Annotated in this window: 19 protein-coding genes; 13 read left to right on the top strand and 6 right to left on the bottom strand. The window is 71.4% G+C overall.

Annotated features, from left to right (window positions below):
• The first annotated feature begins 383 nt into the window (after positions 1–383).
• From H4687_RS19435 to H4687_RS19425, 3 genes are all read left to right on the top strand, one after another.
• The gene (locus H4687_RS19435) at positions 384–899 is read left to right on the top strand and encodes an ATP-binding protein (protein WP_020115596.1); all 516 of its coding nucleotides are present in this window, start codon (positions 384–386) and stop codon (positions 897–899) included.
• A gap of 352 nt (positions 900–1,251) precedes the next feature.
• The gene (locus H4687_RS19430; RefSeq protein WP_046919208.1) at positions 1,252–1,986 is read left to right on the top strand and encodes a hypothetical protein; all 735 of its coding nucleotides are present in this window, start codon (positions 1,252–1,254) and stop codon (positions 1,984–1,986) included.
• Positions 1,987–1,999: 13 nt separating this feature from the next.
• Complete coding sequence (locus H4687_RS19425; RefSeq protein ID WP_050398369.1) at positions 2,000–3,196, top strand: hypothetical protein; 1,197 nt, start codon at positions 2,000–2,002, stop codon at positions 3,194–3,196.
• Between the two features lie 63 nt (positions 3,197–3,259).
• Here the strand turns inward: H4687_RS19425 and H4687_RS19420 are convergent, their stop codons facing one another.
• A complete protein-coding gene (locus tag H4687_RS19420; RefSeq protein WP_046916576.1) occupies positions 3,260–4,804 on the bottom strand; it encodes a peptide MFS transporter in 1,545 nt (514 codons plus the stop codon).
• Between the two features lie 729 nt (positions 4,805–5,533).
• Between H4687_RS19420 and H4687_RS19415 the strand changes: the two genes are divergently transcribed.
• Together H4687_RS19415 and H4687_RS19410 are read left to right on the top strand one after the other, a co-directional pair.
• Positions 5,534–6,211, top strand: coding sequence for a response regulator transcription factor (locus H4687_RS19415; RefSeq protein ID WP_050398378.1), 678 nt, complete (start codon positions 5,534–5,536; stop codon positions 6,209–6,211).
• Positions 6,212–6,413: 202 nt separating this feature from the next.
• Entirely contained in the window at positions 6,414–7,682 is a 1,269-nt protein-coding gene (locus H4687_RS19410; RefSeq protein ID WP_046914462.1) for an ATP-binding protein, read from the top strand.
• 85 nt (positions 7,683–7,767) lie between these two features.
• Here H4687_RS19410 and H4687_RS19405 read toward each other — a convergent pair whose 3' ends face one another.
• Positions 7,768–8,310: a GtrA family protein gene (locus H4687_RS19405; RefSeq protein WP_046914461.1), complete on the bottom strand. Its 543-nt coding sequence runs from the start codon at positions 8,308–8,310 to the stop codon at positions 7,768–7,770.
• Between the two features lie 263 nt (positions 8,311–8,573).
• Here H4687_RS19405 and H4687_RS19400 point away from each other — a divergent pair, with 263 nt between their 5' ends.
• From H4687_RS19400 to H4687_RS19385, 4 genes are all read left to right on the top strand, one after another.
• Positions 8,574–9,713: a 5-(carboxyamino)imidazole ribonucleotide synthase gene (locus H4687_RS19400; RefSeq protein WP_046914460.1), complete on the top strand. Its 1,140-nt coding sequence runs from the start codon at positions 8,574–8,576 to the stop codon at positions 9,711–9,713.
• A complete protein-coding gene (gene purE / locus H4687_RS19395) occupies positions 9,710–10,234 on the top strand; it encodes a 5-(carboxyamino)imidazole ribonucleotide mutase (protein ID WP_046914459.1) in 525 nt (174 codons plus the stop codon). The genes H4687_RS19400 and purE overlap by 4 nt, the downstream gene beginning before the upstream one ends.
• 51 nt (positions 10,235–10,285) lie before the next feature.
• Positions 10,286–11,473 (top strand): dipeptidase, encoded by a 1,188-nt coding sequence (locus H4687_RS19390; protein WP_107082321.1) that lies wholly within the window; start codon positions 10,286–10,288, stop codon positions 11,471–11,473.
• Between the two features lie 166 nt (positions 11,474–11,639).
• Entirely contained in the window at positions 11,640–12,869 is a 1,230-nt protein-coding gene (locus H4687_RS19385; protein ID WP_046914457.1) for a dipeptidase, read from the top strand.
• A gap of 92 nt (positions 12,870–12,961) precedes the next feature.
• On the opposite strand, the gene H4687_RS19380 is transcribed toward H4687_RS19385, so the two are convergent.
• The gene (locus tag H4687_RS19380; RefSeq protein ID WP_046914456.1) at positions 12,962–13,324 is read right to left on the bottom strand and encodes a VOC family protein; all 363 of its coding nucleotides are present in this window, start codon (positions 13,322–13,324) and stop codon (positions 12,962–12,964) included.
• Between the two features lie 113 nt (positions 13,325–13,437).
• On the opposite strand from H4687_RS19380, the gene H4687_RS19375 reads away from it, so the two are divergent.
• On the top strand, positions 13,438–13,944 hold the full coding sequence (locus tag H4687_RS19375) for a CGNR zinc finger domain-containing protein (protein ID WP_046914455.1): 507 nt from the start codon (positions 13,438–13,440) through the stop codon (positions 13,942–13,944).
• Between the two features lie 135 nt (positions 13,945–14,079).
• Here the strand turns inward: H4687_RS19375 and H4687_RS19370 are convergent, their stop codons facing one another.
• Complete coding sequence (locus H4687_RS19370) at positions 14,080–15,423, bottom strand: UDP-glucose dehydrogenase family protein (RefSeq protein ID WP_046914463.1); 1,344 nt, start codon at positions 15,421–15,423, stop codon at positions 14,080–14,082.
• A gap of 215 nt (positions 15,424–15,638) precedes the next feature.
• Here H4687_RS19370 and H4687_RS19365 point away from each other — a divergent pair, with 215 nt between their 5' ends.
• The gene (locus H4687_RS19365) at positions 15,639–16,796 is read left to right on the top strand and encodes an acyl-CoA dehydrogenase (RefSeq protein WP_046914454.1); all 1,158 of its coding nucleotides are present in this window, start codon (positions 15,639–15,641) and stop codon (positions 16,794–16,796) included.
• Positions 16,797–16,972: 176 nt separating this feature from the next.
• On the top strand, positions 16,973–17,338 hold the full coding sequence (locus H4687_RS19360) for a four-helix bundle copper-binding protein (protein ID WP_005485702.1): 366 nt from the start codon (positions 16,973–16,975) through the stop codon (positions 17,336–17,338).
• A 73-nt stretch (positions 17,339–17,411) separates the two neighbouring features.
• On the opposite strand, the gene H4687_RS19355 is transcribed toward H4687_RS19360, so the two are convergent.
• Together H4687_RS19355 and H4687_RS19350 are read right to left on the bottom strand one after the other, a co-directional pair.
• A complete protein-coding gene (locus H4687_RS19355) occupies positions 17,412–18,686 on the bottom strand; it encodes an LCP family protein (protein WP_192781694.1) in 1,275 nt (424 codons plus the stop codon).
• A gap of 130 nt (positions 18,687–18,816) precedes the next feature.
• Positions 18,817–20,283, bottom strand: coding sequence for an LCP family glycopolymer transferase (locus H4687_RS19350; RefSeq protein ID WP_434977084.1), 1,467 nt, complete (start codon positions 20,281–20,283; stop codon positions 18,817–18,819).
• Positions 20,284–20,391: 108 nt separating this feature from the next.
• On the opposite strand from H4687_RS19350, the gene H4687_RS19345 reads away from it, so the two are divergent.
• Positions 20,392–21,420, top strand: coding sequence for a glycosyltransferase family 2 protein (locus H4687_RS19345; protein ID WP_046914451.1), 1,029 nt, complete (start codon positions 20,392–20,394; stop codon positions 21,418–21,420).
• The last annotated feature ends 45 nt before the right edge of the window (positions 21,421–21,465 follow it).

The following is a 21,465-nucleotide window of genomic DNA, read 5'->3' as shown; positions in this document are numbered from 1 at the left end:
CTCCCGTCCCCACCCGTTGGTTGTTCGCGTCACAGCTTCTGTGCCGAAAACATGGGTGTTCTGACGGTTCGCTCGGGCAGGAGACATCCTGAACGTGTCGGCGAACGGGTCGGCCGTGACCCGGGAGGCTCGGTGGCGGGGCGGCGTGGACGGGCGGTGGGGCGGACGGCGGTGCTCCGACAGCGGCCCGGCGACGGTCCGGCGGAGACCCGACGGCGGCGCGGCGGAGAGCCGACGACGGCTCGGCAGTACGGCGAAGTGTGACGGGAAGTACGGATGGCGCAACGGATGACAGCAGAAGACAGCACGTACCGCGGGGCCCCGCCCCGCACCCTTGATGAGTCCTGAATCGTGTACCGGTGAATCGGTGAGGTGAAGCGCTGATGAGCACCACCCGGCCCTTCTCGCCGGGCGACCGCGGCCCGGAACCGGGTGCCGGCGGCGCTTCGGGGGTGCCCGGGGCGGACCCGCCCGCTGCCCCCTCCACGGGTCGTCAGTCCCGTCGGCTCAGCTTCGAGGGCGAGAGCGGGGTGGTGCCGCTCGCCCGTGACTTCACCCGCCAGGCGCTGCACGAGTGGGGCTGGCTGCCCGCCGCGACCGCGGACCAGCGGGCGGCGGCGGAGGACGTCCTGCTGGTGGTGTCCGAGCTGGTCACCAACGCGTGCCTCCATGCGGAGGGCCCGGCCGAGCTGCGGATCGCGTGCGACAACAAGGTGCTGCGGATCGAGGTGTCCGACCGGGGCGCGGGCAATCCGGCGCCCCGGACGCCGCACCGGGCGGGCCGCCCGGGTGGGCACGGGATGTTCATCGTGCAGCGGCTGTGTCTGGACTGGGGGGTCGTACGGGCCCCCGGGGAGTCCGGGAAGACGGTGTGGGCGGAGCTGGGGGCGCCGGCCTGAGCGCCGTGGGGGTGTGACGCGCCGGCGGCCGCGAAGGTCGTGGGGGTCGGCGATCGGTGCGCGGGGCGCCTCGTAGGGCGTTGCGAGTCCACCCCCGTGGACCTGCCGACCCGTCACCGCGTACCCGCGAACCTGTCCCCGTGGTTCGGTGAAGTCGTCGCCATGGATCGGTGAAGCCACGGGTCGGCGAGCCCGTCGCCATGGATCGGCGAACCCGTCCCCGGTGAACCGGCGGACTTTCTTCGGCGTGGAGCCTCCCCGGTTCATCGACACTCATCCGACACCTGCGTGTGTCTTCCTTCTCCACGGGCCCCGGCGTACCTTGAGCCGCCGATCTGATGTTCCGTCAGAAATGTGGGGTGCCGAGGTGTCGTACCGGACGTACCAGAAACGAACCGCCGCGCTCGCGTCCCTCGCGGCCCTGGTCGGCTCAGCGGTGCTGATGGCCGCCCCGGTGGCCCATGCCGAGGTCGTGGACGTCGAGTACAACTGCAAGACGCCCATCGGGGACAAGTCCGCGGTGTCGCCGATCGACATCAAGGGTGTCGAGAGCGGCGACGGCTACAAGATCACGATGTCGTGGCAGAAGGGCGTGTCGTCCAGCCCGGTCGAGCTGGGCAAGGGCGCGATGACGCCGAGCGCCACGATCGTGCTGGGCGGGGCCGACAGCGGGACGCTCACGGTGACGGGGCCGGCGAACCAGGAGGCGATCCCGGCCAACACACCGATCAAGATCAATGACCTGAGCGGTACGTACACCCCGAAGAAGACCGGCAAGGTCGACTTCACCGCGGGTGTGCTCACCATCAAGGCCCTCGGCACGGTGACGACCTGCACACCGGGCAACGACCCCGGCCCCTCGCTGACCCTGGACGTCACCGCCGGAAGCGGGGGCACCTCGGGCGGTACGGGGGGCGGGTCCGCCACCGGCGGCTCGGGCGGTACGGGGGGCTCGGGCGGTGAGCTTCCGCAGACCGGCCCGCTGGACTCCGTGGTCGCGCTCGGCACGCTCGGCGGCACGGTGCTGCTCGCGGGCGCGGCGGGGGCTCTGTGGGTGACACGCAGGAACCAGGCGGTACGTCGCTGACGGGAGCCGGAACGTGATCAGAAGGCGGCCGGTCACGGCGGCGCACCCGACACACGACCCCACCCCGCGCATCTCGGCGCTCACGGTGGTGCTCGCCCTCGTCGTCGTGCTCCTGGCGCCCTTCGGCGGCAGCGCGCAGGCCGCGGACAAGCCGACCGTGAAGCTGTCCAGGACGCAGGCCGGGACCGGCGGTTCGGTCACCGTGACCGGTGGTGGCTGGCGGCCGAAGGCGATCCTGATGGTGCTGATCTGCGGTCGGTCCACGCCGGCGCGAGGGGTGCCCGACGGCACCGACTCCTGTGCCAACGCCGACGGCCGGGCCGTCACCGCCGACGACGAGGGCCGCTTCCGCCGGGAACTGCCGGTGTCCGAGCCCCCGGTGCCGTGTCCGTGCGTCGTGCACGTCTCCACCATCACGGGCCCGAAGGCGGCGGCCGACGCTGCCTTCCAGGTCGCCGGGCACTCGGTCGAACCGTTGCCGAGGGAGGCGACCGGCGGACAGCTCTCGCTGCTGAGGGAGGCTCGACTGAGGGGCTCCGGCGGGCTGTTGACCTGGTTCGGCGCGCCGCCCGCCCGTGAACTGGTCCTCACCGTCGGCAACGTCGGCACCTCACCGGTCAGGAACCCCGTCTTCCAGGTCGGCACCTCCCACGGCGTGTTCGCGCCACGCTGGGAGGAACAGCGCTGGCGCGGGACGATCCGGCCGGGCGGCAAGGCCCGGATCACCCTGCCCGTCGACCTCGCCGCCGGAGCGCACGGTGACTACGCCGTCTCCCTCAAGTACGGCGGCAGGGTCCTCGCCGAACAGCCGTGGACCGTGGGCCGCCCCTGGGGCGTCACCCTCTTCTGGCTGATGCTCTGCCTCGTCGTCCCGGCGACACTGTTCCGGATCGGGATGGCGGCGGTCGACCGGGCACGCCCGGCGCGCAAGGCTCCCGAGGGGCGGAGGCGCCGACCGAGGCTCCCCGCGTGGGTGCCCCGGCCGAGCCCCTCGACCGCCGCCCACGCACACCCCCGCACGCGCTCCCCCTCACGTACGGCCCCGGCTTCGACCCCGACCCCGGCCCTGCCATGGTTCACACCCGACACGGACACGGACACGGGCACGGGCACAGACACGGGCGCGGGCACAGGCACAGGCACGGAAACCGAAGCCGGCACGGAAACCGAAGCCGGCACGGCCATCCGCCCCGGGGCGACACGTCAGTGACACGGAAGGGGCCGTCGCACCCGGAGGTGCGGCGGCCCCTTCCGTGGATCGGCCGATGCGGGGTCAGTTGACGTCGCCCGTGAGGGCCCTGACCTTCCTGCGGTACATGTAGATCGCGAGACCGGCGAGGACCGCGAGCGTGGCCTCGACGGCGACCATGCCCGTGCCGCTGAGGTCGAAGCCGCCGACGGCCGGGTTGGAGAGCAGGCCGGTGATGGAGTCGCCCGCGGTGACGGCGAGGAACCACACGCCCATCATCTGGCTGGCGTACTTGGCCGGGGCCATCTTCGTCGTCACCGACAGGCCGACCGGGGAGAGGCACAGCTCACCGACGGTCTGGATGAAGTAGATGCCCACCAGCCACATCGGGCCGGCCAGGGTACCGTCCGCCGCCATCCCCAGCGGGATGAGGAAGAAGAAGAACGAGACGCCGATGAGCACCAGCGCCATCGCGAACTTCACGGCCGTGCTCGGCTCCCTGCCCTGCCGGTTCAGCCACAGCCAGAGCCAGGCGAACACCGGGGCCAGGGCCATGATGAACAGCGGGTTCAGCGACTGGTACCAGGAGGTCGGGAACTCGAAGCCGAGCAGTGAGCCGGCCACCTTCTGGTCGTTCGAGCCGAAGGCCTGGACCGTGGAGGCGCCCTGGTCGTAGATCATCCAGAACACGGCGGCGGCGACGAAGAACCAGATGTAGCCGGTCATCTTCGACTGCTCGGCGGTGGTCAGTTCCTTGTCCCGCTTGATGCGCAGCAGCACACCGGCCGGGACGACCAGGCCGATGACCGTGAGCGGGATCATCGCCCAGTTCAGGGTGAAGTGCCCGCTGAGGCCCACGGCGCCGTAGAAGACGGCCGCGACGGCCAGCCAGAGCAGACCCTTGCGCAGCCAGGCGGCACGCTCCTCGGCCGCCAGCGGCTTGGGGACGAGGTCGCTGGTGGGGCTCAGGGTCCGGCTGCCGGCGAGGAAGACGGCGAGACCGATGGCCATGCCGACCGCCGCCAGGCCGAAGCCGAGGTGCCAGTTGACCTCCTGGCCGACGGTGCCGATGGCCAGCGGGGCGAAGAAGGCGCCCGCGTTGATGCCCATGTAGAAGATCGTGAAGCCGCCGTCGCGCCGCGGGTCACCGGGGCCGTCGTACAGGTGGCCCACCATCGTGGAGATGTTGGCCTTCAGCAGACCGGAACCGGCCGCGACCAGCGCCAGGCCCGCGAAGAACGGTGCCTGACCGCCGGGCAGGGCGAGCACCAGATGCCCGGACATGATCGTGACGGCGGCGATCGCCACCGTCCTGCGGGGACCCCAGACCCGGTCGCCGAGCCAACCGCCGGGCATCGCGAGCAGGTACACCATCGCCGAGTAGACGGCGACGATCGTGGTGGTGGTGGCCAGGTCCATGGCCAGGCCGCCGCCCATGCTCCCCTTGCCGGCGTCGGGGCCGCCGGAGAGCAGGTAGACGGTGAGGAGGGCCTTCATGCCGTAGTAGGAGAACCGCTCCCACATCTCGGTCATGAAGAGAGTGGCCAGTCCGCGGGGGTGGCCGAAGAAGGTGCCCTCGGTGCCGGGGGTTCCCCGGCCGGCCGAGTCCTTCGTCAGGCTGGACGCCATGGTCGTTCCTTGCAGGTCGGGACGGCGCACGTGGGGCGCGCGCCCGGTGGAGGGGCGGCCGGCACCGGTCGGCCGGAACGTCCGCCCCGAGCCGGGGAAGTCCGCCCCGGGTCACGGGGCGGCGGACGGCGACCACCGGGATCCACGCCCCTCTACGCGCGTTGACGCGTCTACGCGTCCCGCGTGTGAGGGGCCCGGCCACAGGTCATTACGCACAGGAAGGAGACCTTCAGCACGGATATGCCGCCAAAGGTCCCCTCGTGTTGCTACAGGCGTTCCGTCACCATACGTCAGAAGACTGCGGGAAACGGAAGTGCCTGAGAGGCGGATCACAGGTAAGAACGCAACCGTGCGAGGCCATTCGAAGGTCATGGCAGGGTTGGGGGCGCGCAGACGCAGGCTGAGGCCGGACACCGGGTGGCGCCGGGGTGTCATCCCCACAAGATCGGCGCGTGATCCGCACCGGGTCCGGGCGCCTTCTCCCCATGACCCCACGCACCCTTCACGTGATGCCACGCATCCTGCACATGCCGCCACGCGCTCCGCACGCGACGCCGTACACCCTGCACGCGACGCCGCGCGGCGGTGCGGATCTTCATGCGATCGCGGGACGAAACGCCCGCCGCCGTGGATCATGCCCGGGGCAGGTAAGAGAACCCTCGGGCAAGGTGTGAATCGTGCTTGCCGATCACCCTCCACCTGCGGTTCTCGGCGGACTACCATCACCCCATGACCCGTGTACTGCTCGCCGAGGACGACGCGTCCATCTCGGAGCCGTTGGCTCGCGCACTGCGCCGGGAGGGGTACGAGGTGGAGGTCCGTGAGGACGGCCCCACCGCGCTGGACGCCGGTATACAAGGAGGCGTCGACCTGGTCGTCCTGGACCTGGGGCTGCCCGGCATGGACGGCCTGGAGGTGGCTCGCAGGCTGCGCGCCGAGGGCCACACCGTGCCGATCCTCATCCTGACCGCGCGCGCCGACGAGGTGGACACCGTCGTCGGCCTCGACGCGGGCGCCGACGACTACGTCACCAAGCCCTTCCGGCTCGCCGAGTTGCTGGCCCGTGTCCGGGCCCTGCTCCGGCGCGGCGCCGCGGAGCCGGCGCAGCCGCCCGCCACCCACGGGGTGCGGATCGACGTCGAGTCGCACCGGGCGTGGATGGGCGACGAGGAGCTCCAGCTCACGGCCAAGGAGTTCGACCTGCTGCGGGTGCTCGTGCGCGACGCGGGCCGGGTCGTCACCCGCGACCAGCTGATGCGCGAGGTCTGGGACACCACGTGGTGGTCCTCGACCAAGACCCTCGACATGCACATCTCCTGGCTGCGCAAGAAGCTGGGCGACGACGCGGCCAATCCGCGGTACATCGCGACCGTGCGAGGCGTCGGGTTCCGGTTCGAGAAGAACTGAGACCCGGACGGGGCGGACGCCCACCCCGTCGTCCCGGCCGCGCGCCCGCGCGTCGCCGGGGCGCCACGGGGGCGCGAGCATCACCCCGTCCCCGCCGGTGGGCGCCACCCGCCCCCGTCCAGCCCCCGCCCCCGGCCCGGGTGCCGCCCAAGGCAGCGGCACATCGGACCACGTAAACACCCCGCCCCGTCCGGAGGGCACCGTGCGCCGCCGTCTCATCCAGTCCACCCTCGCCGTGGTCCTCGTCGTCATCGCCGTCTTCGGGGTCTCCCTCGTCATCGTCGAGACCCGCACCATCAGCAACAGCGCCCAGGAACGGGTGGAGTCCGAGGCGGTGCAGCTGACGAGCATCGTGGACAGCCGCATCATCGGCGACGAGCGGATCACCGCCGAGGTCCTGCGGGACCAGGTCGGCGACCAGCGCTACGCCCGCATCGAGATTCCCGGCCAGAGCACGATCGAGATCGGCGAGAAGCCCGTCGGCGACGTCATCCGTCACGAGGCCCGGGGCGAGAAGGACGAGACCGTCACCGTCGAGGAGTCCCGCTCGTCGGTCAGCCGTGAGGTCGGCCGTACGCTGCTGATCATCGCGGCGGTCGCCCTGCTCGCCGTCATCGCCGCGGTCCTGCTCGCCGTACGCCAGGCCAACCGCCTCGCCTCCCCGCTCACCGATCTCGCCGAGACCGCCGAACGGCTCGGCTCCGGCGACCCGCGTCCCCGCCACAAGCGGTACGGCGTCCCCGAGCTGGACCGGGTCGCGGACGTCCTGGACGCCTCCGCCGAACGTATCGGCCGCATGCTGACCGCCGAGCGGCGTCTCGCGGCGGACGCCTCCCACCAGCTGCGTACGCCGCTGACCGCGCTGTCGATGCGGTTGGAGGAGATCACCCTCACCGACGACCTCGCCACGGTGAAGGAGGAGGCGCACATCGCGCTCACCCAGGTCGAGCGCCTCACGGACGTCGTGGAACGGCTGCTCACCAACTCCCGCGACCCCCGCAACGGCTCGGCCGTCTCCTTCGAGCTGGACGAGGTGATCAAGCAACAGCTGGAGGAGTGGCGGCCGGCCTACCGCAGCGCCGGGCGGGCCGTCGTCAGCTCGGGCAAGCGGCATCTGCAGGCCGTGGGCACGCCGGGCGCGGTCGCGCAGGTGCTGGCCGCGCTGATCGAGAACTCGCTCATGCACGGCGGCGGCACGGTGGCCCTGCGCACCCGCGTCATCGGGAACCAGGCGGTGATCGAGGTCACCGACGAGGGGCCGGGCGTGCCCGCCGACCTCGGGGCGCGGATCTTCGAGCGGGCGATCAGCGGCCGCAACTCCACGGGCATCGGGCTGGCCGTCGCGCGTGACCTCGCGGAGGCCGACGGAGGGCGCCTGGAGATGCTCCAGGCGCAGCCGCCGGTCTTCGGGTTGTTCCTGTCCCGTACGCCGGTGCGCACGCCGTCCGGCGACGACCGGCCGGTGCGGTAGGGCGCCGCGCCCGCTCGGGTGCGCCCCTCGGCGGCTCTCAACGGCCTTCGGCGGTCTCAGCGGCCTTCGGTGGCCCTCCGTGGTCTCAGCGGCGCTTGCCCGTGACCGCGGGCGGGTGGGTGGCCTCCGCCTCCAGGAACGACTCCGCGCTCGCCACCGCCTCGCGGGCCGGGAGCGCCCGGAACACCCAGGTGCGGTACGACCAGAACCGGAACAGCGTCGCGACGCCGATGCCGAGGAACTTGAAGACGTTGGACTGCAGCGGGCTGTCCCAGCCGAAGCCGTAGGTGGCCGTGTAGAGCACGCCGTTCTCGATCACCAGTCCGACCGCGCTGAACAGCAGGAACAGCGACATCTCCTTCGTACGGCCGCTCTTGTCGCGGTCCCGGTAGGTGAAGTAACGGAACCCGACGTAGTTGAACGCGATCGCGACGACCGTGGCTATGACGCTGGCCCGGACGACCTGCAGGTCGGTGGTGTGCCGTACGAGGTTGAACACCGCGAGGTTGACCAGCAGCCCCACACCGCCCACCGCGCCGAACTTGGCGACCTCGCGTACGAGCAGGTCGATCCGGCGGCGCAGGGCGCCGCGGGGCTTCGTATCAGGCCCCGAGCTGGTACTTCCCATCGTGTGCGGCCCCCGTCATTCGGTCCGGTCGGTGTCGTGCCGGTGGTCAGCCGGTCGCTGCCCCGTCCGAAATGAGTTGATCTTCGGTCGAAATCCACTGGTTCAGTCATGCTAACCAGCGCCCCTGGGCAATGCCTGTGCGGAAGCTCACAGCCGGGGTGCCGAGGAGGTCCGGGGCCGGTCCTGGGGCGGTCCGGTGGGGAAATGGGCGGGGAAATCGGGCACCCGGGAGTGGCCGATTCCATGGCCGATACCCTGGGGGCGTGACGTTCCCGGTAGTCGGCATGGTCGGCGGGGGGCAGCTCGCTCGTATGACACACGAGGCGGGCATCCCGCTCGGCATCAGGTTCAAGCTCCTCAGTGACACCCCTCAGGATTCCGCGGCGCAGGTCGTCGGCGATGTCGTCATCGGCGACTACCGCGACCTCGACACGCTGCGTGCGTTCGCGCAGGGCTGCGACGTGATCACCTTCGATCACGAACACGTACCCACCGAGCATCTACGGGCTCTGGAGGCGGACGGCATCCCCGTGCGCCCCGGCCCGGACGCGCTCCAGCACGCCCAGGACAAGGGGGTGATGCGGGCGAAGCTCATGGAGATCGGCGTGCCCTGTCCACGGCACCGCATCGTCGCGGACCCCGAGGACGTGGCCGCGTTCGCCGCCGAGGGCGAGGGATTTCCGGTCATCCTCAAGACGGTCCGCGGCGGCTACGACGGCAAGGGCGTCTGGGTCGTCCGCTCCGTCGAGGACGCCGCCGACCCGTTCCGCGCCGGCGTCCCGGTCCTCGCGGAGGAGAAGGTCGACTTCGTACGGGAGCTGGCCGCCAACGTCGTACGGTCGCCGCACGGCCAGGCCGTCGCGTACCCGGTCGTGGAGTCGCGGCAGGTGAACGGCGTCTGTGACACCGTCATCGCGCCCGCCCCCGACCTGGACGAGGCACTCGCCCTCAGGGCCGAGGAGATGGCCCTGCGCATCGCCAAGGAACTGGACGTCGTCGGCCACCTCGCCGTCGAGCTGTTCCAGACCCGCGACGGACGCATCCTCGTCAACGAGCTGGCCATGCGCCCCCACAACTCCGGCCACTGGAGCCAGGACGGCGCGATCACCTCGCAGTTCGCCAACCACGTACGGGCCGTCCTCGACCTGCCGCTGGGCGACCCGCGCCCGCGCGCGAAGTGGACCGTCATGGTCAACGTCCTCGGCGGCGACTACCCCGACATGTACTCCGCGTACCTGCACTGCATGGCCCGCGACCCCAAGCTCAAGATCCACATGTACGGCAAGGACGTGAAGCCCGGCCGTAAGGTCGGTCACGTGAACACCTACGGCGACGACCTCGACGACGTGCTGGAGCGCGCCCGTCACGCCGCCGGTTACCTGAGAGGCACGATCACAGAATGAGCCCGGTCGTAGGCATCGTCATGGGGTCGGACTCCGACTGGCCCGTCATGGAGGCCGCCGCGCAGGCCCTCGACGAGTTCGAGATCGCGTACGAGGTCGACGTCGTCTCCGCGCACCGGATGCCGCGCGAGATGATCCGTTACGGCGAGGAGGCCGCGGGCCGGGGCGTCAAGGTGATCATCGCGGGTGCGGGCGGTGCCGCCCATCTGCCCGGCATGCTCGCGTCCGTGACCCCGCTGCCGGTCATCGGCGTGCCCGTGCCGCTGAAGTACCTCGACGGCATGGACTCCCTGCTGTCGATCGTGCAGATGCCGGCCGGTGTGCCCGTCGCCACCGTCTCCGTCGCCGGGGCACGCAACGCCGGTCTGCTGGCCGCGCGCATCCTGGCCACGCAGGACGAGGAACTCCTCGGCCGCATGCGGGAGTTCCAGCAGGAGCTGAACGACCAGGCCACCGAGAAGGGCAAGCGCCTGCGCAGCAAGGTCGAGGGAGCCGGCGGCGGTTTCGGCTTCGGGAAGTAGACACCAGGGATGACGGGGACCACGGGGGACACGGGGGATAGGGGCATGGACATGGCATCACTGGAGGCGGCCCGGGAGCTGCTGCGGGAGTTCCCGGTCGCGGACGGGCACAACGACCTGCCCTGGGCGCTGCGCGAGCAGGTCCGCTACGACCTCGACGCGCGGGACATCGCCATCGACCAGAGCGCGTTCCTGCACACCGACCTGGCGCGGCTGCGCGCGGGCGGGGTCGGTGCGCAGTTCTGGTCGGTCTACGTGCCCTCGGACACGGCGTTCCTGCCCCGAGCGGTGTCCGCCACCCTCGAACAGATCGACTGCGTACGGCAGTTGATCGACCGTTACCCCGCCGAGCTGCGGGCCGCGCTGACCGCCGCCGACATGGAGGCGGCCCGCGCCGAGGGCCGCGTCGCCTCCCTGATGGGCGCCGAGGGCGGCCACTCCATCGACAGCAGCCTCGCCACCCTGCGGGCGCTGTACGCGCTCGGCGTGCGCTACATGACGCTCACCCACAACGACAACATCCCCTGGGCGGACTCCGCGACCGACGAGGCGGCGGTCGGCGGTCTGTCGGCCTTCGGCCGGGCGGTCGTGCGGGAGATGAACCGCGAGGGCATGCTCGTCGACCTCTCGCACGTCGCCGCGACGACGATGCGCGACGCGCTGGACACCTCCGTCGCCCCGGTGATCTTCTCCCACTCCTCCTCGCGGGCGGTCTGCGACCACCCCCGCAACATCCCGGACGACGTCCTGGAGCGGCTCCCGGCCAACGGGGGCGTGGCGATGGTGACGTTCGTGCCGAAGTTCGTGCTCCAGGCCGCGGTGGACTGGACGGCCGCCGCCGACGAGAACATGCGGGCCCACGGTCTGCACCACCTCGACACCACCCCGGAGGCGATGGCGGTCCACCGCGCCTTCGAGGAGCGCACCCCCCGCCCGGTCGCCACGGTGTCCACGGTCGCCGACCACCTCGACCACATGCGCGAGGTCGCCGGCATCGACCACCTCGGCATCGGCGGCGACTACGACGGCACGGCCTTCACCCCGGACGGCCTGGGCGACGTCTCCTGCTACCCGCACCTGATCGCCGAGCTGCTCGACCGCGGCTGGTCCCGGACCGACCTGGCCAAGCTGACCTGGCGCAACGCGGTCCGGGTGCTGGGCGCGGCGGAGGACGTGGCCCGGGACCTCCAGGTCCGCACGGGCCCGTCGAACGCGACGCCGGAGCAGCTGGACGGGTGACACGGCCGGACGGGTGACGCCGGGCGCCGCCCGGCCGTCACCCGGGTGGCGTACGGCGGCCCCGGCACCGCCGTACAACCCGAACGCCCCACCCACCAGGAAGGCGGGCGGCCCCCGTGCCACGGTGACGAGTACTGCGATCACCCAACGGCTACGGAGGTCCGCCATGGCAGATCTGCAGGACGAACTGCAAGCCGCGGGGGAGGCCGGCGAACTCGACACGCCCGCCGACCCCACCCGCGCCGAGCCCGGGCCGAAACGCGGCCACCACCCGCCGGGTGCGGAGCCCATAGCCTCCGGCGACGGCAGCCGACCCGACGACGACGGAGCGGCCGACGACCGCCCGGCCGGCAGCCGGGCCGAGGACGCCTCCCGCACCGCCGAGCCCGACTCGGAGCTGGCCGAGGCACACGCCTTCCTGGCCGCCCACCCCGTGGCCGACGGCTACAGCGGACTGCCCTGGGTGCTGCGGCAGCTGCCCCGGTACGACCTGGAGCTGGGCGAGGGCGGTGTGGACACCGATGTGCCGCGGATGCGCAAGGGCCACATCGGCGCGCTGTTCTGGTCGCTGCACCTCCCGGAGGGTCCTGCGGGCGAGCGGGCCGTCGACGCCACGCTGGAGCAGCTGGACCTGGTCCGGACGGTCGTCCACACCCACCCCGAGGGCCTGCGGCTGGTGAACAGCGCGGGGGAGACCACCGACGCCCGCAACTGCGGTCGCGTCGCCGTGCTGCTCGGCCCCGCCGGAGCACCGGCGATCGGCGACTCCCTGGGCATCCTGCGCTCGCTGCACGCGCTCGGCCTGAAGGTCCTCACCCTGGCCGGCGCGTCCTGGGCGGGCGAGTCGGGGCTGACCAGGTTCGGCGAGGAGGTGGTCCGCGAGATGAACCGCATCGGCGTCCTCGCCGACCTCTCCGGCGCCGGTGAGGCGACCATCCGCCGGACGCTCGCGCTCTCCCGCGCGCCGGTCGTGTGCACCCGCTCGGCGGCGCACGCCCTGCGGCCCCACGCCGCCAACCTCCCCGACGACCTCCTCACCGCGCTGGGCGAGGCGCGGGGCCTGTGCATGGTGCCGCTCACCGCCGAGCAGACCGGCCCGTCCGTCCGCGACGTCGCCGACCACCTCGACCACGTCCGCGCGATCGCCGGCCCCGAGTGCGTCGGCCTGTCCGGCACCTACGACTCCGGCGCCGCCCACCCCCAGGACCTCACCGACGCCTCCTGCTACCCCCGCCTCGTCGACGAACTCATGCACCGGGGCTGGTCCGAGGCCGACCTCGCCCTGCTCACCTGGAGCAACGTCCAACGGGTCCTGCGCACCGCCGACTTCACGGCGCGAGCGGCACGGGACCGCCGCGAGGCGTCGACGGCGAGGATCGCGGAGCTGGACGGCTGACCGCCGACCCGCGCCCCTGCCGGACGGCGCAGGGGCGCGGAAACGCTGTCGGGGGTGTCGGTGCTGCGGGGGCTCGGGCCCCTACGGCGTCATCAGCTCCGGCACAGACAGAACGGATGCCCCGCGGGGTCCGCGTACACCCGGAACCCCCGCGCGCGGTCCTCGGCGTCCAGCACCGTCGCCCCCAGCGCCAGCACCTCCTTCTCCGCCGCGTCCATGTCCTCCACGTCCAGGTCGAGGTGGAACTGCTGCGAGCGCTCCGCCGAGGGCCACCGCGGTGCCACGAACCCGGGCGCCTGCTGGAACGCCAGCCGCACACCCCCGCCCGGCACCTCCAGATCCACCCAGTCCCCCTCCCCGCTGACCTTCCCGCCGACCACCTCGGCGTAGAAGCCGGCGAGCGCGGCCGGGTCGGGGCAGTCCAGGACGACGACATCCAGCTTGGCGATGGCCATGGCCTTCTCCTTGCTCGTTGGTGCGCGTGACTTCGGTTGCTGCGGTTACCTGTAGAAGAGAGTAACCAGTAACGGTTACCCGATGCATCCCTCTGAGAGGTAACGTCGGCGGCATGAGTGAGAGAGCGTCCGCCCCCGGCGGCCTGGCCCTCGTCGAGAGCCTGGTGAACACGCTGGACCTGGAGACGGGCGCCGACGCGCTGGACGCCCCGGAAGGGCGCGTCCGCCTGGGCCTGGCGGCCGACGAGGACGTCACGGCCGTACGCGACCTGCGGGAATCCCTCCGGGCGACCCTGCTGGCCCACGCCGGTCACGCACCGCACCGCACGGTGACCCCGCTCGGCGAGCTGCTGGCCGCCGCACCCCTGGTCGTCGCGGTCTCGGCCGAGGACGGCTCCGCGGCCCTGCGCCCCGCCGCCGACCCGGCGCCCCTCGTCTCCCGCGTGGCCGCGGCCGTCGCCGAGGCCCTCACGGCGGGCACCTGGCAGCGCCTCAAGGCCTGCGAGGCCCCCGACTGCCACTGGGCGTACTACGACCGCAGCCCGGCAGGACGGGGCCGCTGGTGCTCGATGCAGGTGTGCGGCGCCCGCGCGAAGATGCGCCGCTACCGGGCGAAGTAAGCGCTTCGCCCCCACCGGCCGCCGGAACGGTGGAGAATGCGGGAAGACGTCGTTCCGGCCGACTGAGCCTCGGCCGGAGCGGCGTCGCCCCGTCTCTCCTCAAGGGCTCCGCCGCCGAGTCCCGGATACGGGCCCCTACGCCGTCGGCCGCCCCATCGCGCGGTACGTCCACCCCGCCCGGCGCCACAGCTCCGGGTCGAGGGCGTTGCGCCCGTCCAGCACGAGCCGGGTCGACGCGACCTCGCCCAGCGCCGCCGGGTCCAGCTCACGGAACTCGCGCCACTCCGTCAGATGCAGCACGATGTCGGCGTTCCGCACGGCCGCGAGCGCGGAGTCGGCGTAGCCGAGCGTCGGGAAGAGCCGCCGGGCGTTCTCCATGCCCTTGGGGTCGTAGACGGTGACCTGGCCGCCCTGGAGGTGGATCTGCCCGGCCACGTTGAGGGCGGGGGAGTCGCGTACGTCGTCGGAGTCGGGCTTGAAGGTGGCGCCGAGCACGGCGACCCGCTTGCCCAGGAACGAACCGCCGCCCAGCGCCTGCCGGGCCAGTTCCACCATCTGACCGCGCTGGCGCATGTTGATGGAGTCGATCTCGCGCAGGAACGTGAGCGCCTGGTCGGCGCCCAGCTCACCGGCACGGGCCATGAACGCCCGGATGTCCTTCGGCAGACAGCCCCCGCCGAAGCCGATGCCGGCCCGCAGGAACTTCTTCCCGATCCGGTCGTCGTGCCCGATGGCCTCCGCCAGCTTGGCGACATCGCCCCCGGCGGCCTCGCACACCTCCGCCATGGCGTTGATGAAGGAGATCTTGGTGGCGAGGAAGGAGTTCGCGGAGGTCTTCACCAGCTCGGCGGTCGGGAAGTCGGTGACGACGAAGGGGGAGCCCTCGGTCACCGGCGTCGCGTACACCTCCCGCAGCAGCTTCTCGGCCTTCTCGCTCCGCACGCCCACCACGATCCGGTCCGGGTGCAGCGTGTCGTTCACGGCGAAGCCCTCGCGCAGGAACTCCGGGTTCCAGGCCAGCTCGGCATCGGCCCCGGCGGGCGCGTGCTCCGCGAGATACGCGGCCAGCCGGTCGGCGGAGCCCACCGGCACCGTCGACTTGCCGACGACCAGGCCCGGGCCCGTCAGATGCGGGGCGAGCGAGGCGAAGGCCGCGTCGACGTAGGACATGTCACAGGCGTACTCGCCGTGCCGCTGCGGGGTGTTCACGCAGACGAAGTGGATGTCGCCGAAGGCCGCGACCTCGGCGTAGTCGGTCGTGAAGCGCAGCCGTCCGCTGGACCCCTCGATGCCGGCGACATGCTTGCGCAGCAGTTCCTCCAGCCCCGGCTCGTACATCGGGACCTCGCCCCGCCGGAGCATGTCGATCTTCTCCTCGACGACGTCCAGCCCGAGCACCTCGAACCCCAGCTCGGCCATGGCGGCGGCGTGGGTCGCGCCGAGGTAGCCGGTGCCGATCACGGTGATCTTGAGGGCCATGGGGTGCTCCTGGGATGTCCGGCCGAGGGTGTCGAACATGTGTCGCACATGCTCTGTCGTGGCGCTGCACGAGCATAGTCGGGGCGTGTTCGAGCCCTTCACCGGGCAGATCACCCGGGGTGGCGGCCTGTCGTCAAGCTCACGTATCACTCGCGTGGGCGGACCACTAAAATTGGGTTACTTAACGGTAGTTAGCGTCAGGAGCGTGAGAGACCTTGGCCGGATCGGCTGATTTCGACCTGTACCGCCCGTCCGAGGAGCACGACATGCTCCGCGACGCGATCCGCGCCCTCGCCGAGGCGAAGATCGCGCCCCACGCCGCCGCCGTGGACGAGGAGGCCCGCTTCCCCCAGGAGGCGCTGGACGCGCTCGTCGCCAACGACCTGCACGCCGTGCACGTGCCCGAGGAGTACGGCGGCGCCGGCGCCGACGCGCTCGCCACGGTCATCGTGATCGAGGAGGTGGCCCGCGCCTGCGTGTCCTCCTCCCTCATCCCGGCCGTCAACAAGCTCGGCTCCCTGCCCGTGATCCTCTCCGGCTCCGAGGAGCTGAAGAAGAAGTACCTGGGTCCGCTCGCCAAGGGCGACGCGATGTTCTCGTACTGCCTCTCCGAGCCGGACGCCGGCTCCGACGCGGCCGGCATGAAGACCCGCGCGGTCCACGACGGCGACCACTGGATCCTCAACGGCGTGAAGCGCTGGATCACCAACGCGGGCGTCTCCGACTACTACACGGTCATGGCCGTCACGGACCCGGACAAGCGCTCCAAGGGCATCTCCGCCTTCGTCGTCGAGAAGTCCGACGAGGGCGTCTCCTTCGGCGCCCCGGAGAAGAAGCTCGGCATCAAGGGCTCCCCGACCCGCGAGGTCTACCTCGACAACGTCCGCATCCCCGCCGACCGCATGATCGGCGAGGAGGGCACCGGCTTCGCCACGGCGATGAAGACCCTGGACCACACCCGCATCACCATCGCCGCCCAGGCCCTCGGTGTCGCCCAGGGCGCCCTCGACTACGCCAAGGGCTACGTCCAGGAACGCAAGCAGTTCGGCAAGCCGATCGCCGACTTCCAGGGCATCCAGTTCATGCTCGCCGACATGGCCATGAAGATCGAGGCCGCCCGCGCCCTGACCTACCAGGCCGCCGCCAAGTCCGAGCGCGGCGACAAGGACCTCACCTTCCAGGGCGCCGCCGCCAAGTGCTTCGCCTCGGACGTCGCCATGGAGGTCACCACCGACGCCGTCCAGCTGCTGGGCGGCTACGGCTACACGCGCGACTACCCGGTCGAGCGCATGATGCGCGACGCCAAGATCACGCAGATATACGAGGGCACCAACCAGGTCCAGCGGATCGTGATGGCCCGCAACCTGCCGTAACCCCTTCGGCGCAGCGCGTGCACAGCCCCCGGCACCCCGCCGGGGGCTGTTGCCTTATGGGGCGGATGGGGCGGATTGTTTCCGTCCGCCCGATGGCGGACGGGGGCGGTCGGGCGTAGGACGGAAGTGCACGGGGTCCGCCCCGGACCCCGCACCCACCACCCCCAGGAGGAGCCATGACGCAGCACGCCGGAGCCATGACCGCGATGAGCAAGGAGATGCAGGAGTGCGTCAACGCCTGCATGACGTGCCACAGCATGTGCGAGGAGACCATGAGCTCCTGCATGCAGGCCGGCGGCCAGGCCCAGATGCAGATCATGCGCGCCCTGATGGACTGCGCCGAGATGACCCGTATGTGCGCGGACATGATGATGCGGCGCTCGCCGCTGTCCGCCGAGATGTGCGCGATGTGCGCCCGCGCCTGTGACATGTGCGCCGAGGCGTGTATGTCCATGCCGGACGATCAGCAGATGATGCGCTGCGCAGAGGCGTGTCGACGCTGCTCGGAGACGTGCCGGACAATGGCGGGCGCGACCGCCTGACCCTCACCCGTACGCACGCACACGACGGAGGGGCACCCCGTCACCGGGGTGCCCCTCCGCCACACGGTACGGGTCAGCTGTCGGACACCGTCACCGTCTCGTCGTTCTTCAACTGCTCCACCAGCTGCTTCACCTTCTCGGTGTTCCACTGGAGGTTGCCGTTGCTGGCGTTGCCCGAGATCGGCATGTTCATGGACTTGCCGTCGCCGCTCGTCACACCCTTCATCGCCCAGAACATGTCGGCCAGGTCGAACAGGCCCATGTCCTTGTCCACGATCAGGGTGTCCAGGCCCGCGCTCATCGTCGGGTACAGCTTGAAGGGGTTCAGGATCGTGCTCGGCGTCGCCGTCTGGCTGGCGAGGGCCGCGAGGAACTTCTGCTGGTTCTTCGTACGGTCCAGGTCGCTGCGCGCGAGGGCGTAGCGGGTGCGGACGAAGGCGAGGGACTGCTCGCCGTTCAGCGTCTGCTTGCCCGCCTCGAAGTTGGCGCCGGACTTGGTGTCCTTCAGACCGCCCTTGGGGATGTCGATCTCCACGCCGCCGACCGCGTCGACGATGTTCGCGAAGCCCGCGAAGCCGATCTCCACGTAGTGGTCGATGTGCAGACCCGTGTTGGCCTCCACGGTGCGGACCAGCAGCTCGGGCCCGTCCTCCGCGTAGGCCGCGTTCAGCTTGACCTGGCGGCCGGTGCCCTTGAACGTCTTGCCGGACTCGGAGCCGACGAAGGTCGGGATCGTGACGTTCGAGTCACGGGGCAGCGAGACCAGCGTCGGGCCGTTGGATCCGGTGTGCAGGATCATCATCGAGTCCGTGCGCTTGCCGTCGGCGGACCCGGTGTGGAGTTCCTTCTTCTGGTCGGCGGACAGGCCCTCACGGCTGTCGGAGCCGACGATCAGGTAGTTGGTGCCCTCGCCCGCCTCCGGCCGGTCGATGACCTTCGACAGGTCGACCTCGCGGTTCAGCTTGGAGTCGGCCCAGAAGTACGTGCCGATCGTCGTCGCGAGCACCACCACCGTGACCGTGATCGCCGTCAGCTTGATGCGGCGCCGCCAGTCCGGCGCGGGACGGTCGCCCCGGCCGCCGCCGTGGCCGCCCGCACCGCCGACGCCGCCGGAGCCGTAGACCTGGCCGGTGTTGTAGTCGCTGTTGTGGCCGCCGCCGTACTGGTCGGGGCCGCTGTTGCCGTAGCCGTCACCGTAGGCGTCGCCGTACGACGGCTGCTGGGGCACACCACCCTGAGGGGGTGCCGACGGGCCGCGACGGACCTGGCGCATCACACGCGGACCGTCGGGCTGGGCGAAGTCGCCGCCGCGGTTGTTGCCGGACCATCCCTCGGGCCAATCGTTCATGCGCCCCAGTGTGCCGGGTCCGGCCATGCCCTTTACAAGGGTCGATGAAAAACAAAGGCAGGGCTGTTGCGAAGCCGACACAAATTGCACGGTTTTGTAGGGGAGCAGACGCTTCGGACGATCGCGGGGCTCACGGGCACGAGACCTGGTCGCCCCGCACCACGCCCGACTCGCCCTGCCCGGGGTTCTCCGCCCGCACCTTGCGGACCTGCTTGAAGTCCGTGCCGGCGACGACCCTGAGGGTGGGCCCCTGGGCACGCACCGGACGCAGTTCCGCGCCCGGGAGGGCGGTCGCGAGGGAATGGGCGGAGCGGTCCCAGCGGGGGTCGTAGACGACGACCGTGCGGCGGACGTCCTGCCGTGGGGCGTTGACCGGGGTCCTCGTGGTGCGGAAACCCGTGGCGGCCAGCTGGCGGTCCACCTCCCGGCCGAGACCGGGGACCGCCGTGCCGTTCTCGACCTGGACGCGGATCTGCTGGGGGGCGACGTCGACGAGGGTGTGTCGGGCGCGCGCCTTGTAGGGGGCGAGGGGCCGGTCGTCGCGCAGGGCCTCGAACAGCCGGGCGGCCTTCGCGTCGTCCCACTTGAGGGTCGAGCCGATGCCCTTGACGGCGTACCCCATGCGCCCGATGGGCACGGTGGTGAACTCGGAGGAGGCGGGCGTGAGGTTGCGCATCGCGCGGCCGAGGTCGATCAGCTCGCCGGTGCCGAACTCCTTGTCGGCGCGGACGGACCCGAGGACGGCCTGGGTGATGTCGCGGAACTTCATCGGGTTGAGCAGGACGCCGGAGGAGGTCGCCTGGGACATCAGCGAGGCCATGAACCGCTGCTGGCGCTTCATCCGGCCGAGGTCGGAGGAGCCGTCGGCGTGCCGGGAACGGACGTACTGCAGCGCCTGCCCGCCGTCCAGCTCATGGGTGCCGGCGGTCAGGTCGAGCCCGGTGTAGGAGTCCTTGAGGGGTTCGGCGGTGCAGATCCTGACGCCGCCGAGGACGTCGACCGTGCGCATGAAGCTGGTGAAGTCGACCTCGACGTAGTGGTCGATCTTCACCTTGGTCATGTGCTCGACCGTGCGCACGGTGAGCTGGGGCCCGCCCTCCGCGTAGGCCGCGTTCAGCTTGATCGGATGGCCCCGGTGGGCCTTGCCGGTGGCGCGGTCGGTCCGCGCGGGCGTCTCGGCGTACGAGTCGCGCGGCAGGCTCACCACGCTCGCGCGCTCCCGGTCCTCCGAGATGTGCACGATCATCATCGTGTCCGTGCAGTGGCAGGGGGCGCCGCCGAGCCGGTACTTGCGCCGCTCCTCCTCGCTGATCCGGTCGCGGCCGTCGGTGCCGACCAGCAGGACGTTCATGCCGTGGCCCGCCTCGGGACGGTTCTTCATGTCCTTGAAGGCGTCGACCCGCTTGATCTCGCTGTCCAGGCGGGTCACCACCGCGTGCCCGATACCCGCGGCGGCCAGCACCACCACGGAGAGCGTGGTCGCCGCCCGCATGGCCCAGCTCCGCCGCCTGGGGGGTACGGGAGGCCGGGGCTGCTGCGGACGAGCTGGACGGCGGGGCGGTGTGGACACGGGGGACACCTCCGCGAGACCGGTCATGGGGAGTCGGGGAACCGTGAGCACCGTAGGGCCCCGGCATCGGCGGCCCGTCCACGCGACCGGGCGGCGCGCGTCGGTGTCCCCCGTTCGCGGTAACGTGAGCCCTCTATGAACGCCAAGCCCGACGCGCAGCTCCCCGCCGTGTCCGTGATCATGCCCGTCCTCGACGAGGAGCGGCATCTGCGCGGAGCCGTCCAAGCGATCCTCGCCCAGGAGTACGCCGGCGAGATGGAGGTGGTGATCGCCCTCGGTCCGTCCACGGACCGCACGGACGAGATCGCCGCCGCGCTCGTGGCCGAGGACCCGCGCGTGCACACCGTCCCCAACCCCACCGGTCGTACGCCCGCCGCGCTCAACGCCGCGATCAAGGCCTCCCGCCACCCGATCGTGGTCCGTGTCGACGGCCACGGCATCCTCTCGCCGAACTACATCGCCACCGCCGTACGGCTCCTGGAGGAGACCGGCGCGCAGAACGTCGGCGGCATCATGCACGCCGAGGGCGAGAACGACTGGGAGCACGCGGTCGCCGCCGCCATGACCTCGAAGATCGGCGTCGGCAACGCGGCCTTCCACACGGGCGGCCAGGCCGGTCCCGCGGACACGGTCTATCTGGGGGTCTTCCGGCGCGAGGCGCTGGAGCGGCAGGACGGCTACAACGTGGAGTTCGTCCGCGCCCAGGACTGGGAGCTGAACTTCCGCATCCGCGAGGCGGGCGGCCTCATCTGGTTCTCGCCCGAGCTGCGGGTGTCGTACCGGCCGCGGCCGAGCGTCAAGGCGCTCGCCAAGCAGTACAAGGACTACGGGCGCTGGCGGCACGTCGTCGCCCGCTACCACGAGGGCTCCATCAACCTGCGCTATCTCGCCCCGCCGGCCGCGGTGTGCGCGATCGCGGCCGGTGTCCTGGTCGGCGCCCTGCTGACCCCGCTGGGCTTCGTCGTCCCCGGCGGCTACCTCGCCGCGATCGTCGCGGGCTCGGTCCCGGCGGGCAGGGGGCTGCCGCTCAAGGCCCGCCTCCAGATCCCGGTCGCCCTCGCCACCATGCACATGTCCTGGGGCTTCGGCTTCCTCACCAGCCCCAAGTCCCTGGCGCGCAAGGTCATCGCCTCCCGCCGCCCGGCGGTGCTCGCCGAGAGCTGAGCACGAAGGACGTACGCCTCGGGCCCTTCCCGTTCGCGAGAGGGG

The sequence above is a fragment of the Streptomyces stelliscabiei genome, assembly GCF_014873495.1.
GTDB classification, from domain to species: Bacteria; Actinomycetota; Actinomycetes; order Streptomycetales; family Streptomycetaceae; genus Streptomyces; species Streptomyces bottropensis.
The sequence above is the reverse complement of the archived record's forward strand: the minus strand, read 5'-3'. Positions and strand labels throughout refer to the sequence as shown.

What these genes read in the sequence shown, in the direction of transcription:
- H4687_RS19435 (WP_020115596.1), top strand. Translation starts at nt 384, where the DNA reads ATGAGCACCACCCGGCCCTTCTCGCCGGGCGACCGCGGCCCGGAACCG.
- H4687_RS19430 (WP_046919208.1), top strand. Translation starts at nt 1,252, where the DNA reads ATGTGGGGTGCCGAGGTGTCGTACCGGACGTACCAGAAACGAACCGCC.
- H4687_RS19420 (WP_046916576.1), bottom strand. Translation starts at nt 4,804, where the DNA reads ATGGCGTCCAGCCTGACGAAGGACTCGGCCGGCCGGGGAACCCCCGGC.
- H4687_RS19415 (WP_050398378.1), top strand. Translation starts at nt 5,534, where the DNA reads ATGACCCGTGTACTGCTCGCCGAGGACGACGCGTCCATCTCGGAGCCG.
- H4687_RS19405 (WP_046914461.1), bottom strand. Translation starts at nt 8,310, where the DNA reads ATGGGAAGTACCAGCTCGGGGCCTGATACGAAGCCCCGCGGCGCCCTG.
- purE (WP_046914459.1), top strand. Translation starts at nt 9,710, where the DNA reads ATGAGCCCGGTCGTAGGCATCGTCATGGGGTCGGACTCCGACTGGCCC.
- H4687_RS19390 (WP_107082321.1), top strand. Translation starts at nt 10,286, where the DNA reads ATGGCATCACTGGAGGCGGCCCGGGAGCTGCTGCGGGAGTTCCCGGTC.
- H4687_RS19385 (WP_046914457.1), top strand. Translation starts at nt 11,640, where the DNA reads ATGGCAGATCTGCAGGACGAACTGCAAGCCGCGGGGGAGGCCGGCGAA.
- H4687_RS19380 (WP_046914456.1), bottom strand. Translation starts at nt 13,324, where the DNA reads ATGGCCATCGCCAAGCTGGATGTCGTCGTCCTGGACTGCCCCGACCCG.
- H4687_RS19375 (WP_046914455.1), top strand. Translation starts at nt 13,438, where the DNA reads ATGAGTGAGAGAGCGTCCGCCCCCGGCGGCCTGGCCCTCGTCGAGAGC.
- H4687_RS19370 (WP_046914463.1), bottom strand. Translation starts at nt 15,423, where the DNA reads ATGGCCCTCAAGATCACCGTGATCGGCACCGGCTACCTCGGCGCGACC.
- H4687_RS19360 (WP_005485702.1), top strand. Translation starts at nt 16,973, where the DNA reads ATGACGCAGCACGCCGGAGCCATGACCGCGATGAGCAAGGAGATGCAG.
- H4687_RS19355 (WP_192781694.1), bottom strand. Translation starts at nt 18,686, where the DNA reads ATGAACGATTGGCCCGAGGGATGGTCCGGCAACAACCGCGGCGGCGAC.
- H4687_RS19350 (WP_434977084.1), bottom strand. Translation starts at nt 20,283, where the DNA reads ATGACCGGTCTCGCGGAGGTGTCCCCCGTGTCCACACCGCCCCGCCGT.
- H4687_RS19345 (WP_046914451.1), top strand. Translation starts at nt 20,392, where the DNA reads ATGAACGCCAAGCCCGACGCGCAGCTCCCCGCCGTGTCCGTGATCATG.